The organism is Corynebacterium sp. MSK032, from assembly GCF_030232065.1.
GTDB lineage: Bacteria > Actinomycetota > Actinomycetes > Mycobacteriales > Mycobacteriaceae > Corynebacterium > Corynebacterium jeikeium_D.
In genome coordinates, this window is record NZ_JASPJR010000014.1 from 1 (window position 1) to 15,311 (window position 15,311).

The 15,311-nt window shown below is 59.5% G+C and carries 16 protein-coding genes; 8 read left to right on the forward strand and 8 right to left on the reverse strand.

What is annotated here, in order from left to right:
• Positions 1–724 precede the first annotated feature (724 nt).
• The 3 genes from QP995_RS08630 (at position 725) to metS (ending at position 3,975) form a co-directional block, all read left to right on the forward strand.
• A complete protein-coding gene (locus tag QP995_RS08630; RefSeq protein WP_005510658.1) occupies positions 725–1,897 on the forward strand; it encodes an acyl-CoA dehydrogenase family protein in 1,173 nt (390 codons plus the stop codon).
• 294 nt (positions 1,898–2,191) lie between these two features.
• Entirely contained in the window at positions 2,192–3,802 is a 1,611-nt protein-coding gene (locus QP995_RS08635; protein ID WP_049172268.1) for a sodium-dependent transporter, read from the forward strand.
• Positions 3,803–3,807: 5 nt separating this feature from the next.
• Complete coding sequence (gene metS, locus QP995_RS08640; protein ID WP_048733989.1) at positions 3,808–3,975, forward strand: methionine/alanine import NSS transporter subunit MetS; 168 nt, start codon at positions 3,808–3,810, stop codon at positions 3,973–3,975.
• Between the two features lie 42 nt (positions 3,976–4,017).
• Here the strand turns inward: metS and QP995_RS08645 are convergent, their stop codons facing one another.
• Positions 4,018–4,776 carry an enoyl-CoA hydratase-related protein gene (locus QP995_RS08645; RefSeq protein ID WP_048733985.1) on the reverse strand — a complete coding sequence of 253 codons (759 nt, stop codon included), beginning with the start codon at positions 4,774–4,776 and terminating at the stop codon, positions 4,018–4,020.
• 80 nt (positions 4,777–4,856) lie between these two features.
• Between QP995_RS08645 and QP995_RS08650 the strand changes: the two genes are divergently transcribed.
• On the forward strand, positions 4,857–5,405 hold the full coding sequence (locus QP995_RS08650) for a GNAT family N-acetyltransferase (protein WP_049190692.1): 549 nt from the start codon (positions 4,857–4,859) through the stop codon (positions 5,403–5,405).
• Positions 5,406–5,710: 305 nt separating this feature from the next.
• Here the strand turns inward: QP995_RS08650 and QP995_RS08655 are convergent, their stop codons facing one another.
• Positions 5,711–6,040 carry a hypothetical protein gene (locus tag QP995_RS08655; RefSeq protein WP_246822166.1) on the reverse strand — a complete coding sequence of 110 codons (330 nt, stop codon included), beginning with the start codon at positions 6,038–6,040 and terminating at the stop codon, positions 5,711–5,713.
• Between QP995_RS08655 and QP995_RS08660 the strand changes: the two genes are divergently transcribed.
• On the forward strand, positions 6,026–6,781 hold the full coding sequence (locus tag QP995_RS08660) for an HNH endonuclease signature motif containing protein (protein WP_246820038.1): 756 nt from the start codon (positions 6,026–6,028) through the stop codon (positions 6,779–6,781). The genes QP995_RS08655 and QP995_RS08660 overlap by 15 nt on opposite strands.
• 71 nt (positions 6,782–6,852) lie before the next feature.
• On the opposite strand, the gene glyA is transcribed toward QP995_RS08660, so the two are convergent.
• Entirely contained in the window at positions 6,853–8,154 is a 1,302-nt protein-coding gene (gene glyA, locus QP995_RS08665) for a serine hydroxymethyltransferase (protein WP_005510713.1), read from the reverse strand.
• Positions 8,155–8,304: 150 nt separating this feature from the next.
• Between glyA and coaA the strand changes: the two genes are divergently transcribed.
• On the forward strand, positions 8,305–9,240 hold the full coding sequence (coaA, locus tag QP995_RS08670) for a type I pantothenate kinase (protein ID WP_038626177.1): 936 nt from the start codon (positions 8,305–8,307) through the stop codon (positions 9,238–9,240).
• 30 nt (positions 9,241–9,270) lie between these two features.
• On the opposite strand, the gene QP995_RS08675 is transcribed toward coaA, so the two are convergent.
• The 4 genes from QP995_RS08675 to mca all read right to left on the reverse strand — a co-directional run bounded on the left by QP995_RS08675 (position 9,271) and on the right by mca (position 12,665).
• On the reverse strand, positions 9,271–10,056 hold the full coding sequence (locus tag QP995_RS08675) for an isoprenyl transferase (RefSeq protein ID WP_016423188.1): 786 nt from the start codon (positions 10,054–10,056) through the stop codon (positions 9,271–9,273).
• A 38-nt stretch (positions 10,057–10,094) separates the two neighbouring features.
• Complete coding sequence (locus QP995_RS08680) at positions 10,095–11,186, reverse strand: 3-deoxy-7-phosphoheptulonate synthase (RefSeq protein WP_070429187.1); 1,092 nt, start codon at positions 11,184–11,186, stop codon at positions 10,095–10,097.
• 312 nt (positions 11,187–11,498) lie between these two features.
• The gene (locus QP995_RS08685; RefSeq protein ID WP_038626184.1) at positions 11,499–11,783 is read right to left on the reverse strand and encodes a hypothetical protein; all 285 of its coding nucleotides are present in this window, start codon (positions 11,781–11,783) and stop codon (positions 11,499–11,501) included.
• Positions 11,784–11,810: 27 nt separating this feature from the next.
• A complete protein-coding gene (mca, locus tag QP995_RS08690) occupies positions 11,811–12,665 on the reverse strand; it encodes a mycothiol conjugate amidase Mca (protein WP_070546065.1) in 855 nt (284 codons plus the stop codon).
• Positions 12,666–12,926: 261 nt separating this feature from the next.
• Between mca and QP995_RS08695 the strand changes: the two genes are divergently transcribed.
• Together QP995_RS08695 and greA are read left to right on the forward strand one after the other, a co-directional pair.
• Complete coding sequence (locus tag QP995_RS08695; protein ID WP_070566587.1) at positions 12,927–13,394, forward strand: DUF4307 domain-containing protein; 468 nt, start codon at positions 12,927–12,929, stop codon at positions 13,392–13,394.
• 174 nt (positions 13,395–13,568) lie between these two features.
• A complete protein-coding gene (greA, locus tag QP995_RS08700) occupies positions 13,569–14,081 on the forward strand; it encodes a transcription elongation factor GreA (protein ID WP_048733968.1) in 513 nt (170 codons plus the stop codon).
• Positions 14,082–14,330: 249 nt separating this feature from the next.
• Here greA and QP995_RS08705 read toward each other — a convergent pair whose 3' ends face one another.
• Entirely contained in the window at positions 14,331–15,158 is an 828-nt protein-coding gene (locus QP995_RS08705; RefSeq protein ID WP_048733966.1) for a Bax inhibitor-1/YccA family protein, read from the reverse strand.
• Positions 15,159–15,311 lie beyond the last annotated feature (153 nt).

The following is a 15,311-nucleotide window of genomic DNA, read 5'->3' on the forward strand; positions in this document are numbered from 1 at the left end:
AAAAGGCCCCATGAAGTAACAAACGGTGTGCCCGCCCCGCAACACGCCGAGCGGACACACTTTTTGCTACTTAACCCGGATTGCCGACTAGCGCCTAATCGCAGCAATAAAAAATAAAAATAACGCGACCTGCTCGCTGTCCATTCCACAGGGACGGCGCACAGGTCGCGTCATTTTTTCGAGTGCAATTGGAGGTTGCTATGACTGCAGTGGAAGAAGCTCGGATAATCAAGGGAACCGGTCTCCACCTGATGCTCATACTAACTACCACCAGCACTAATGGGAATAAGAAAACGAGAATGTTTCGTTAATCACCCCCATGAGGACCATCCAAAACGCCTACCCTATCCACCCCAAAGCCCCAGGGTCCCGCCTGTCAGATATGACAAAAATAGCCATTCACCTGGGTCTGTAGGTTAGCATTACCTAACATTGCCGACTGTCGGGGACAGTCTGGATTCAATAGCACCCCCAACCGCAACGGGGGTAGTTTTCCGGGAAGGTTGGGCACAATATCCGTCGTCAAGCGATTTCACGTCATCAATCGGGAAAAAACTTTTAAAAAAACAAGTGTCTCTCATCACACTCATGCATAATGGGGTACAACAGTCATAGTCACTATGACGATGAACCGAGGCCATCGCGTTTATCTGCAGCGTTTATCTGCGACGTACGAAAAGGCCTTAAGACAAAAATTCCACGACAATATTTCTAGGAGCATGTCATGAAGGACTTTCTGCCCCGTACTCACTTCGAAGAAGAGCACAACATGTTCCGCGACATGGTTCGCGGCTTCGTCGAGAAGGAAATCACCCCGAACGTAGAGCGCTGGCACAAGGAAGGTCAGCCGGACCGCGAAATCTTCAAGAAGGCCGGTGAGCTGGGCCTGATTGGTATGTCCACCCCGGAGGCATACGGCGGCGGCGGAGAGATGGACTTCCGCTACAACCAGGTCCTGAACGAGGAGCTCTCCAACGCCGACTGTGGCTCCATCGTCGTTTCCTTCGGCGTTCTCAACGACCTGGTCGCTCCGTACCTGGCCAAGTTCGGTAACGAAGAGCAGAAGCAGAAGTACCTGGCTTCCATGAACGCCGGCGACACCATCGGCTGCCTCGCTATGACCGAGCCGGGCGCCGGTTCTGACCTGGCAGGTATGCGCACCTTCGCCAAGAAGGACGGCGACCACTACGTCCTCAACGGCACCAAGATCTTCATCTCCAACGGCATGATGGCCGACTTCGCTCTCGTCGCAGCTATCACCGACCCATCCAAGGGCCGCGCTGGCGTCTCCATGTTCATCGTCGACGCTGATCTCGAGGGCTTCACCAAGGCTGGCCCGCTGCAGAAGGTCGGCCTGAAGGCTCAGGACACCGCTGAGCTCAACTTCGACAACGTCCGCGTTCCGGCCGAGAACTTGCTCGGCGAAGAGGGCGCTGCCTTCGGCTACCTGCGCACCAACCTCGCTCACGAGCGCCTGACCCTGGCTTGCGGCTCTGTCGCAACTTCCCGCCGCGCCTGGACCCTGGCTTACAAGTACGCTCAGGAGCGCGAGGCATTCGGTCGCCCGATCATCCAGCACCAGGTCCACGGCCACTACCTGGCTGACATTGCCACCCGCGTCACCGCCCTGCAGGCTTTCGTTGACCAGGCTGTTATGGCTCACAACGCAGGCCAGCTGGACGAGACCGGCGCTTCCATGGCCAAGTACTGGACCACCGAGGAACAGCAGGACATCGTTACCCGCTGCCTGCAGATGTTCGGTGGCTACGGCTTCATGCTCGAGTACCCAATCTCCACTCACTACCTCGACTCCAAGGTCCAGACCATTTACGGTGGCACCAACGAGATCATGAAGGAGATCATCTTCCGTCGTATCGCCAAGGGCGGCGCAGAGTAAACAGCTCACGTCGGCCTAGCCGATTCGCCCCAAACCCCGTCAGGTCTTCCTGGCGGGGTTTTTGCATACCTCAAAGTAGGTGGCTGGCGATTATTTACGAGGCTGGATTAGAGCTCCCTTCCCCTGTGCCACACCCCCACTAAAAACATTACCCCCTACAAAACCGAAACTATACAATGAGATACCCATCTCATATACTAAGATTCTGTTAGGTAATGGTGATGCACTTCACCAAATTCCCTCCTAGGCCGCGCGAGCGCGTGACCGGAGATGAAGGATTGGAGTTCCAGAGGTATGAGCACAACCAACTCGACCGCTACCCCTCAGCGAAGGGAGGTGTTTTCCACCCGAGCAGCCTTCATTTTCGCCGCTATCGGCTCGGCAGTCGGGCTTGGAAACATCTGGCGTTTCCCCTATGTCGCATATGACTCCGGCGGTGGCGCTTTCCTTATCCCCTACCTGGTCGCACTTCTGACCGCAGGTATCCCACTGCTCTTCCTCGACTTCGCCATCGGACACCGCTTCCGCGGGTCCGCACCGAAGTCGATGCGTCGGATCAAGCCCTGGGCTGAGCCAATCGGCTGGATCCAGGTCGGTATCGCCTTCTTCATTACCGTCTACTACGCCGTTATTATCGCGTGGTCCTTCATCTACGCCTGGAAGTCCATCCGCAAGAGCTGGGGCCCAGATGCCGAGACCCACTTCATGAAGGACTTCCTCCAAGTAGACACCGAGAGCGTCTTCTCTCTGGACTTCGTCCCCTCGATTTCCATCGTCCTGCTCATTGTCTGGGTACTCGTCATCGGCATTCTGGCCGCTGGTGTGGACAAGGGCATCGGCAAGGTCTCGATTATCTTCATCCCACTGTTGACCATCCTCTTCGTCGCAGTGGTCATCTACTCCCTGACGCTCGACGGCGCTGCAAAGGGCCTGGATGCATTCTTCACCCCAGACTGGTCCGCACTGACTGACTCCAGCGTATGGATTGCCGCCTACGGCCAGATCTTCTTCTCCCTGTCCGTGGCCTTCGGCATTATGCTGACCTACGCCTCCTACCTGAAGCCACGCACGAACCTCACCGGCTCCGGCCTGGTCACCGCGTTCGCAAACTCCTCCTTCGAGGTTCTCGCCGGTATCGGTGTCTTCGCCACCCTGGGCTTCATGGCAGCGCAGTCGGGTGAGGCCGTTGACGAGGTCGCAACCTCCGGTATTGGTCTTGCCTTCATCGCATTCCCGACGGTCATCTCTGAGATGCCCAAGGTCATCGGTTCGGTCTTCGGGCTGCTGTTCTTCCTCTCCCTGGCAATCGCCGGTGTGACCTCCCTGATGTCGCTGCTCGAGGTCGTTGTCTCCGCAGTAAAGGACAAGCTGAACCTCGGCCGCGTCCAGGCCACCCTCACCGTCGGTGGCGCCATGGCCGTCATCTCGCTGCTGGCCTTCCCGACCACCTCAGGTCTGGTAACCCTCGACATTGTCGATAAGTTCACCAACAACGTCGGTATCGTCCTGGTTGCACTGCTGACCATCATCGCAATCGACTGGATCCTGCGCCGCACCAACGAGTTCGCCATGCACCTCAACGCCGTCTCCTCGTTCAAGGTCGGCACCATGTGGCAGATCTTCGTCGGAAACATCACGCCGGTCATTCTCGCCGTCATCCTGTTCCAGGAGCTCATTGGACTTTTCCAGGAAAACTACGAAGGCTACTCCGACACCCAAATCGACATCTTTGGCTGGGGTGTCATCGGCGTGATTCTCATCGGCGCTCTGATTATGGCCATCCTGCCTTGGCGCGGCCAACACCGTCTCGATGGCCCTCCGGGCTCGGACTTCGGTGTGACGCCAGATTTCAAGCGGTCCTCACACCTGCCACGCAAGCACACTCCGGAAACCGAGGAGGTTTAAGCCAAATGTCCGGTATCGCAATTGTCATGATGGCACTGTTCATCATCGTCATCTGGGGCGGTCTGGCAGTCTCGCTGGTCAGCCTATCCAAGCACCCTGACGAGGTTTCCGGTGAGCTGGGAGATCACCCAGAGCTCACCAGTGAAGTACTAGGAGCACAGGAAGAGCAGTAGTTCTTCACTACTATCTCTCCCCTGCCACTCCAGGTATCTGCCTTACTCACCTACGAAATGCGGTGGTCGCTTCTCCAAGAACGCGGCCACCGCTTCCTTATGGTCGGCCGAGACCGCCAAACGAGCCTGCGCGTCCGCCTCCGCCGCAGCGGCAGACAAGGTATCCCGGCGCAGCAGAGCCTTAATCTCCTTCAGCGCGGCCGTCGGCCCCGCCGCAAACTGGGCAGCCAACTCACGTGCCCGAGTCGCTGGATTATCCACCACTTCAGTGACCAGGCCGAGGCTCAGGGCTTCGTCGGCAAGCACCTTCTTATCGAAGAACAACAGCTCACGCGCCTTCGCGTCACTGACCATGCGCGGCAGCAGCGCCGACATGCCACAGTCCGTGGCCAGGCCAATCGACGGGAACGCCGCCTTGAACGACGCCTTCGGGCCGGCGATACGGAAATCACAGTGCAGCGCCAACGACCAGCCGGCACCCGCCGCAGCACCTTCGATAGCTGCAATAACCGGAACGTTAATCGCGGTCAGCTCCGCGACCATCGGGTTGTACTCCTCGACAACCTTGCCCATGCCGGCGCCGGACTGCAGGTCAGAAATGTGCTCCTTCAAATCCTGGCCCGTACAAAACGCCTTCGGCCCGCCGAGCAGGATAACAGCGCGCACATCCGGCTCCTGCGCACGCTCAAAAGCGGCTTTCAGCTCCAAGCGGAGATTCTTATCCAGGGAGTTATAGGCATCCGGGCGGTCGATGGTGATGGCTAGAATGCCGTCGGAAAAGTCTTGAGTAACGTTGCTCATAACCTCGCAGGTTATCGCAATCTCCCCCGCCTCGGACGCACTTTTGCACCAAATCACTCGCCGCGAGTAACAAGGGACACATGACACTTCCACGCCCCGCCACGCCTGACGACGTCCACGAGATCGTCGACCTCATCAAAGACCTGGCGGCCTACGAAAAAGAACCCGATGCCGTCCGACTGACCCCCGAGCGCCTGCGCGAACAGCTCTTCGGGGACAACCCTGCGATTTTCTGCCACGTCGTCGACTCCACATCCGGAAATTTGGACGACGGCGCCGGTGGCGGTGATGGCGGTGTTGGTGGCGGTGATGGCGGTGTTGGAGGCAGCCCGCGCCTCGACGGCATTGCACTGTGGTTCCTCAACTACTCCACCTGGGAAGGCACCCACGGCATCTACCTCGAAGACCTCTACGTCCGCCCCGAGGCACGCGGCACCGGCAAGGGCAAAGCACTGCTGCAGAACCTCGCGCGAATTGCCGTGGAGCGAGGCTACTCACGTGTCGAGTGGTGCGTCCTGAAGTGGAATCAACCCTCCATCGATTTCTACCGCTCCCTCGGCGCCTTCCCCATGGACGAATGGGACACCTTCCGCCTCACCGGCAGCGCCCTGCGTGACTTCGGGGCGTAACAGACGGCAGCGCGTGGTGCGGCGGTACGGCGGTGCAGCTGCGGTGCGTTTGCGCGGTGAAAAGTCCGGATGTGGATAACTGCTAAACCGGCTGACTTATCCACAGCCTGCCCCCATAGGCGTTGTCCCCCTACATCCGGACTTTTACCTTCAAAGGCATGACAGTTCTTGGGACGCTCGCCGCACTGGCCTCGCGCGGAATGGACACGCTAGCGGAACTCCACGCCGCGCGTCCCGACGGCCACGACGCCACCTCCCACCTGGCGGCAACCCTCGGCCTTGACCCGGCGCGCCTCCGGCTTTTGCTACGCGTCGCCGCCCACTATCTCCAACCCGCTGACACCGAGGAAAACACCAAAGCCCGCGAAGACGCCACCGCCCTTGCGCGCCAGCTCGGCCTCAGCCTGGACACCTGCGTGCTTATCGACAAGCGCAGCCGCCAAGCCAACAACGCCGAACTCCACGACAACCTGCGGCTCACCTTCGTCGCTGCCGCCGAACGCCTCGGCTTCGAAGAACTCGATCTCTACATGCGGGAAACTCTCACCGAGCTCAACACCGAAGACGAGCCACCCCAGCATCTGCGCGCCCGATTTTCCCGGAAGGTAGACATCCGGGGAATGAAGCACTTCCACATCTCCGGCCCCTCGGATATGCTCGACAATCTCCTGTCGCCGCTTACCATCCGTGCCGCAGAAATCCGGAAGTCCCATCCGGAGTTTTCCCACGACCGCTGCGTCGGCCAAGCGCTTGCCGAGCGCCTCGAGCATGCCGATGCCGCAACGCCCGTCGACAAGCTCGATGAAATGCGCTACCAACCCGCCATCATCATCACCGCACAAGACCTCATCGACTACAGCCCGCGATTCGCCGCCACCACCAACGGCTCTGCGCTCGCCCCCGACGTCTTCCTCAACGCCCTACTCGCCGACACCGGGTGGGCCGTGCTTTACGACGAACACAGCGCCATTACGGACTTATTTCCCATCGGCAACCCCCGCCTGGCGACTGAAGAGCAGCGCATCGCGATGCTCATCGACAACCCCATCTGCGCCTGGCCCGGCTGTGAACGCCCCGCCTATAGCGGACAAGCGCACCACCTAGTCGCCCACAAACACGGCGGCACAACCACGCTGGACAACCTCACCATGGTCTGCCGCGAACACAACGGGCTTAACGACGACGACCGGGAAGGACGCAACGGCCACCTCGAACGCATCCCCACATCCGGACATATTCGATGGCGCCCGCCGGATAAAACTCGGCCGCCGCTGTTTAGCAACTCATTTGTGACATCAATGTCCGGGAGGTCCTACGCCGGATACCGGGCAGGCACGACGAAACAGCTCGGGCCGGAGCCACCACCTCCGGACTAAAACCCGGATGTACGGGAAAACCCGTCCTAGCGCACTGCTAGAACGGGTACTTGCGCTGCAAAAACGCAGAATTAGATGAGGTTCCAGTCCTCGATGCCGTCGTAAAGCGGGAATTCCTGAGCAATCTTCGAAACACGAGCACGCAGGGAGTCAACATCCGCATTCTTGCCGGCGGCGAGAGCAGTACCGATGACATCGGCGACCTCGGTGAACGCCTTCTCGTCGAGACCACGGGTGGCCAGCGCCGGAGTACCGATACGAAGTCCGGATGTAACCATCGGAGGACGCGGGTCAAACGGAACAGCATTGCGGTTGACGGTAATGCCAACAGCGTGGAGCAGATCCTCGGCCTCCTGGCCGTTCATCTCAGAATTGCGCAGATCCGCCAGAACCAGGTGGACATCGGTGCCGCCAGTGAGAACATCGACGCCAGCCTCGGCGCAGTCGGAAGCGGTGAGACGCTCAGCCAGAATGCGGGCACCAGCCAGAGTGCGCTCCTGGCGCTCCTTGAACTCCTCGGTACCAGCAATCTTCAGCGCCACGGCCTTGCCGGCGATGGCGTGCATCAGCGGGCCACCCTGCTGCCCCGGGAAAACAGCGGAGTTCAGCTTCTTGGCGTACTCCTGCTTGGCCAAAATCATGCCCGAACGTGGACCACCGAGGGTTTTGTGAACGGTGGTCGACACAACGTCAGAATGCGGAACCGGCGACGGGTGCAGACCGGCGGCAACCAGGCCTGCGAAGTGCGCCATGTCCGTCCACAGCTTCGCACCGACCTCATCGGCGATGGAACGGAAAGCTTCGAAGTCGAGGTGGCGCGGGTACGCCGACCAACCTGCGATGAGAACATCCGGCTTTTCTGCGAGCGCCTGCTCACGCACCTTGTCCATATCGATCCGCATGGTGTCCTTGTCCACACCGTATGCGGCGACGTGGTAGAGCTTGCCGGAGAAGTTCAGCTTCATGCCGTGGGTCAGGTGACCGCCGTGTGCCAGGTCGAGGCCCATAATCTTGTCACCGGCGTTGATTAGCGCATGCAGAACGGCAGCGTTGGCCTGCGCACCTGCGTGTGGCTGAACGTTGGCGAACTCAGCGCCGAAGAGCTCCTTGGCGCGGTTGCGTGCCATGTCCTCGACGACGTCGACGTATTCGCAGCCACCGTAGTAACGACGGCCCGGGTAGCCTTCGGCGTACTTGTTGGTCAGAACCGAGCCCTGAGCTTGCAGCACTGCACGTGGAACAAAGTTCTCACTGGCAATCATTTCGAGCATGTCACGCTGACGAGAGAGCTCCCCTGCCATTGCCTCTGCGAGGTCGGGATCGAGTTCACGCAGCGATTGGTAGCGGACATCGTTATTGTTAGACCCGGTCATGAGTAGGTTTTCGACCTTTCAATGAAACTTCAATGCCACAGGCCATGCTAGCCCTTTATGGGGCAAACCACGAAAGCAGCACCATTCAGGTATGCCCCCTTTATTGACTCGTTTTCCGGTTTTCGGCACCCCCTTGGCACAATTGGAAGTATGACGCGCGCAACATCCCCCAGCCCGTACGTCGAGTTCAAACGCGAGCAGTGGCGCGAAATGCGCAAGAATATGCCTCTGGTGCTGACGGAAGAGGAAGCTGAACGACTTTCCGGTATCGGTGAAAACATCGACCTGGACGAAGTCGCCGAGGTCTATCTTCCGCTTTCTCGTCTGATTCACATGCGTGTGGCGGCGCATCGGGAGCTGAACGCCGTAACGTCGAACTTTCTTGGGGAAAATCCTTCGAAGGGGGCGTCGGTGCCGTTTATTATCGGCGTCGCGGGTTCGGTGGCGGTCGGCAAGTCAACGACGGCGCGTTTGCTGCAGGTCCTGCTCGAGCGCTGGGAGACTAATCCGCGGGTGGACTTGGTTACTACTGATGGCTTCCTCTATCCTTCTGAGGAATTGAATCGCCGTGGGATTATGCAGCGCAAGGGGTATCCGGAGTCGTATGATCAGCGTGCGTTGATGCGGTTTGTCACGGCGGTGAAGTCGGGGGCGCGGCATGTGAAGGCGCCGGTGTATTCGCACACGCTCTATGACCGGGTGCCGGATGAGTTCGTCGATGTCGATCGTCCGGACATTCTCATTCTCGAGGGGCTCAACGTTTTGCAGACGGGCCCGACGCTGATGATTTCCGATCTTTTCGATTTCAGTGTCTACGTCGATGCCCCGCGCGCGGACATCGAACGCTGGTACATTAATCGTTTCCTCAGTCTCCGCCAGACGGCGTTTCGCGCTCCGGGCGCGCACTTCGCGGATTACGCCACGCTTGACGACGAAGCTGCGGCCGAGGTGGCCCGACGCATTTGGCAGCAGGTGAACTTGCCGAACCTGACGGAAAATATTTTGCCCACTCGAGTGCGGGCGTCATTAGTTCTTACGAAGTCTCGGGACCACAAGGTTTCGAGGGTCCGGATGCGCAAACTCTAACATCCGGAAATTTTTCCGGATGTAGGGAGGTTATTTGCCGAAGCGGCGTGAGCGCTGCGAAAAGTCTCGAAGTGCGCGGAGGAAGTCGATGCGGCGGAATTCGGGCCAGTAGGTATCGGTGAACCAAATCTCGGAGTAGGCGGTTTGCCAGAGGAGGAAGCCGCTGAGCCGCTGTTCTCCGGAAGTGCGGATGACTAGATCGGGGTCCGGTTGTCCGGATGTGTAGAGGCGGCGAGAAATGGCATCGGTGGTGATGCGCTCCTCAAGCTCGGAAGCATCGATTCCCTCGGCGACTGATTCCCGGATGATTCTGCGTACTGCGTCGACGATTTCCTGCCGGCCGCCGTAGCCAACGGCGATGTTGACCTGGATGCCGGTGTTGTTCGCGGTGACTTCTTCGTCGTGACGCAGCCGGGCGGTCATTCTTTCCGGAAGGAGCTCGAGGTGGCCGACCATGCGCAGGCGCACGTCGTTAGGCGATTGCGCCAATTCGTCGACGACGTCGGCGATGATGTCGAACAGTAATTCCAGCTCTTCGGGGTCTCGCCCGAGGTTTTCGGTGGAGAGCAGGTAGATGGTCACCAGCTCGATTTCCTGCTCTGCGCACCAGCCGACGAATTCTGCGATTTTGCGGGAGCCGACGCGGTGGCCGTGGCTGACGTCGGTGAAGCCAGCCTCCCTCGCCCAGCGGCGGTTGCCATCGGCCATGATGGCAACGTGCTTGGGTCGAGGTTTTCCTTCTAGCTCTTGGGCTAGTTTGCGCTCGTAGAGCGGATACGCAATCCGCCGGAGTGAGGACGGCTGGTTTTCTTTCACATATGTAACTCTACCCAATGGGCACGGCCACTTTGTGCTTAGTCGCGTGCCTGCCGACGCTTCCGAACTTCTGCCGCAAGCGTACGCAGCAGCCGGTCGGTGGTTTCCCAATCCATGCACGCATCGGTGACGGACTTGCCGTATACGAGGCCCTTACGACCATCGGTAATTTTTTGCGCGCCGGCTTCGAGGAAGGACTCCATCATGATGCCGGTGATGCGCTCGTCGCCGCCCCCGATGAGCTTGCCGAGCTCCTCAACGACCTCGGCCTGGCGCACCTCGGATTTTCCGGAATTGGCGTGGGAGGCATCCACCATGATGCTGACGGTTTGCTCGGCCTTGTTCAGGCGCGCTTCGGCGTCGTTAAGCGATTCTTCGTCCCAGTTCGGGCCGGAGGTGCCACCGCGGAGGATGATGTGGCAGTTGTGGTTGCCGGCGGTTTCGACAACGGCGGCGCGGCCTTGGTCGTTCATGCCGAAGAAGAAGTGCGGGTTTGCTGCGGAGACCAGCGAGTCCACGGCGACCTGGACGTTGCCGTCGGTGCCGTTCTTGAAGCCGATGGGCACGGAAAGTCCGGAAGCGAGCTGACGATGGACCTGCGACTCCGTGGTGCGCGCACCAATTGCACCCCAGGAGACGGCGTCGGAAATGTACTGCGGGCTGTTGGGCTCGAGGAATTCGGCGCCGGCGGGCAGGCCGGTGCGCAGGACCTCGATGAGTACCTCGCGGGCCATGTGCAGGCCCTTGTTGATTTTGAAGGAGCTATCCAGGTCGGGGTCGTTGATGAGTCCCTTCCAGCCGACGGTGGTGCGCGGCTTTTCGAAGTAGACGCGCATGACGACCAGCAGGTCCTCGTCGAGCTCATCGGCGGTGGCCTTCAGGCGGCGGGCGTAGTCGATGGCGGCCTCGGGGTCGTGGATGGAGCACGGGCCGACAACGACCAGCAGGCGATTGTCCTCGCGGGCGATGACGCGGGCGATGTCGAGTCGCGACTGCTCCACTTCGTTAACTAGGTTCGGGGTCAGTGGCTGTTTGGCCATGACCTCTTCTGGGGAGGGCAGGTCGTGGAAGGCTACGACACGGCGGTTCGCGGTAGAGGCGGGGGCTTCGAGGGAAGTTGGAGGGGTCATCTGAGGTCTCTTTTCTCTGGGGCGTTACGCATGTATTTGGCTGTAGATACGACAAAAGGCAGCGCCCCTATTGGTGGGGCTGCTGCCTTTGGCTCCGGTTGGTGGCGACGTGACGATTAGCCGCCGGCTGTGACTATGTCGTCACTGCCTCCGGAGCCTTCGAAAAATAAAATCGCCACATACGCATGCGCTCGACTGTAGCGCACTGCCTAGAATCCCGCAATTCGAACTCCAAATCCCGCCACACGGGAAACAATCAGGGGCGCGCGCAACTGCCCGTCGTCAAGCGACGCGCACACACCTTGACGCTGACTACTCCGCTTCACGACGCTGCTCTGCTGCAGCCATCGCCTTATCCACAGCCTCGGAATCGAAGGGATCCATGCCGTGCGCCTCGGCGAACTTCCGGCGAGCGGCCATGCGCTTCGCGCGCCGCGAGAGATCCCAGCCGAGAGCCAGGATGACGATGAGCAAAACGACAATGATGAGCAGGCCAACAGGAGAGGCCTTTCCGAAGTCAGCACCCCGCGGACCAGTGGGGTTCTGCGCCAGGAAAATTGTCGTGCGAGCCGCCAAGGCATCGAAGCTTTCAATCATGAGTTCCAGCTTAGCGTTAATTCCGGACTATTCCGCGTCGGGGTCGATACCGGCGAAGAGATCGGTCTCTGGCAGCTCGGTCTGCACTCGAGTGCGGGCAAGCTCAAACTCTTCGGTCGGCCAAACGCGCTGCTGAATGTCTACCGGCACGGCGAAGAATGGCCCGTTCGGATCGATCTGCGTAGCGTGCGCCAGCAGCGCCTGATCCCGCTGCTGGAAGTAATCGCCGCACTCAACCTGCGTGGTCACGCGGGTCATGATGTCGCCGGGAGTCTTAGTCCAACGGCGGAAGGACTCGGCCAGCGGGCTTTCCAAACCGTTGTCGCGATAGTAGTTGTCCAGCGCGATGAGACGCGCCTTGATGAAACCGTGGGTGTAGTAGAGCTTGGAAATTTCCCATGGTTCACCGAGCTCGGGGTACTTATCCGTTCCAGACTCCAGCCAAGCGCGCATGGACACGATATGGGTCATGATGTGGTCCGGGTGCGGGTAGCCACCGTTTTCGTCGTAAGTAATGACGACGTGCGGACGAAACTCGCGAATTGCCCGAATGAGAGGCTTGGTCGCATCCTCGACCGATTGGCGAGCAAACACTCCGTGCGACAGCACCGGCACCGGGTTGCCCGCAGGCAGACCGGAGTCGGTAAAGCCGAGCCACTCATGTTCAACGCCGAGAGTCTCAGCGGCTGCAGCCATTTCATGAACGCGCACTGCGGCGATATTCTCCCGCACCTCCGGCCGATCCATCGCAGGGTTGAGAATGCTGCCGGCCTCACCGCCGGTGCAGGTCACCACTTTGACGCGATGCCCTTCCGCCGCATATCGGGCCATCGTTGCGGCGCCCTTGCTCGATTCGTCATCAGGATGAGCGTGAATTGCCATCAGACGAAGTGTCAATTGAAGTCACTCCCGCTACTATCTCAGTCCATGTTTTCTGGCCAAGGCCGGAGCCCTTCGACCGCAACGATGCTACTCCAGCACCGTTTCAATACCGCCCCACTATAGCGCTGCACCATCATATGACCACGCAGCATCGCTACTCGGTGGAACGACATAGCAGCAGGACACCGCGCCACACCAGAAAGATTGTTTAACTGTCAACATTTTACCACGTCGACCGAGAACTCCGATAGGCTAAAAAGCATGGCTGAAAGTTCGGAGCGAAACACCCGAAATACCGCAGCGCCGAAGCGAGAGCGCGAGCGCTATGGGGACAACAGTCGCACTCTCCCCGCAAAATTGGTTGTCATCGCTATTGTTGGCATGCTCGTCATCGCCGGCGCATACATCTTCGTTCAGATGAACCGCGTCTCCGCCCCGGATGTCTCTGCAACGCAAGCGGGCTGGAGCCGCACTCCAGGTAAGGAAGATGAGCAGTTCATCTTCACGCTGGACGTCACCCGCGAAAAGCCGGAGCTGGATAGCTACTGCATTATCTATGCGCTGAACTATGACGTGGCAGAGGTCGGGCGTCGCGACGTATTCATCCCGGGCGGCGGCCCCGCTACCGTGCGGATGGACGTCCCCATTGCCACCCGCGAGCTGGCCGTCGCAGGCGATGTCTATGGCTGCTCCACCGACATTCCGGAGTTCCTCGCACCTGCGAAGTAATCTCCCTTCGCGACTGAGGATCATGCGCTGCGGGGGCACGTCGTAAAGCGTGCGCGACAACACTCCGACGCGCCTGTTATTGCCATGTGGCGTGACAGTGCTATCCTGTGACGCAGCCGACGGCCCCACGCGGGGCCGCTTTTGTATTAAATAGCCAAAAACACAGGAGGAACCATGACTGAGGCAAAGAACAATAGCCCATGGCTCACCCAGGAGTCCTACGACAAGCTCAAGGCCGAGCTTGAGGCGCTATATGAAAACCGCCCGGTCATCGCCGCCGAGATTAACGAGCGTCGCGAAGAGGGCGACTTGAAGGAAAACGCCGGCTACGATGCCGCCCGCGAGCAGCAGGGACAGGAAGAGGCACGCATCCGCTACCTCGAAGACCTGCTGCAGCGCGCCACCGTCGGCGAGATTCCACAGGAGTCCGGTGTGGCTCTGGTCGGCACCGTGGTCCACGTCTACTACGACGGCGACGAAGACGACACCGAGACCTTCCTCATCGGTACCCGTGGCGCTGACTCCTCCAACCCGAACCTGGAGACCTACTCCACCGATTCCCCGCTGGGCAAGGCTCTGGTCGGCGCTAAGGAGGGCGAGACCCGCACTTACGCTTCCCCGAGCGGCGACGAAGTGTCTGTCACTGTGGTCAAGGCTGAGCCGTACGACCCGGAGATGGACGCCTAAGCGCTCCCGGCGTTAGACCGCCTCAACCCAGGCGGCAACTTCGGGCCACAGTGCCCGATTCTTGGACCGATAGAAGCCCATATGGCCTATCGGTCCATTTTTTGTGCCCTCTCCCGCTTCGATATCGCGCTTTACGACGTCACACTGCACAGCCCTATCGGTCAATACGTCGACTGCCAACAACAAAGCGCCGGCCAACCCGTAATAACGGGCTACCCGGCGCTTGTGCGTTAGTTAGTTTTCTAGCGTTTAGTCCCTGAAGTAGGACAGCAGACGCAGAATCTCGGTGTAGAGCCAGACCAGGGTCACAGCCAGACCGAGGGCGACACCCCAGGCGTACTGAGCCGGAGCGCCAGCGCGAACCAGGCGATCAGCCTGATCGAAGTCAATCAGGAAGCTGAAGGCTGCCAGGCCGATGCAGACCAGAGAGAAGATGATCGACAGCATGCCGCCGTCACGCAGCGGGAAGCCCAGGCCGAACAGGGAGAGCACCAGGTTGCCCAGCATGAGGACCAGGACACCAATCAGAGCCGCACTCATAAAACGGGTGAACTTCGGGGTCACGCGGATAGCGCCCGACTTGTAGACGAAGAGCATACCGATGAAGACACCCAGGGTAGCCAGCACGGCCTGCATAATCAGCGCACCAGCGGCAACGCCCTGAATTGGAGCAGTGAACATGAAGCTGATGCCACCGACGAAGAGGCCCTCGAAGGCCGCGTAGGTGAGGGTAACCGGCGCGGAGCCGTACTTCTTGCCGAAGGTGGAAACCAAAACAGTAATCAGACCACCGATGGCGCCGACAATGGTCAGAATCATGGCCAGGCTGGTGGAGACACTGACGGCAATGAAGAAATTGACCGCAGCCAAAACGATGATGGTTGCCAGCGTGATGCCGGTCTTGGAAACGACATCGTCGACCGTCATCGGACGGTAGTCGGCGGCAACCTGCGACTGGTACGGGTTATCCCCGTAGCCAGCGCCCATCTGACCTTGGCCGTAGTGATGTGCGCCCGCCTGTCCGCGGGCGACGGTCTTAGTAAGTGAACTGAATGCAGGATTGCTGCTTTCGCGCACGTCGTCCTTCTTTCTTTTCTCAGTTTTTCTTACGTTTTGTATTCAGGCACACGCGCTTACGTTTGCCTACACTTTCTACAACGGGCGATGTAAAGGTATTGTTCCCAACCCTGAAAAACAGTTAGTATCAAGGTAATTCCTCGCCTGCTGGCG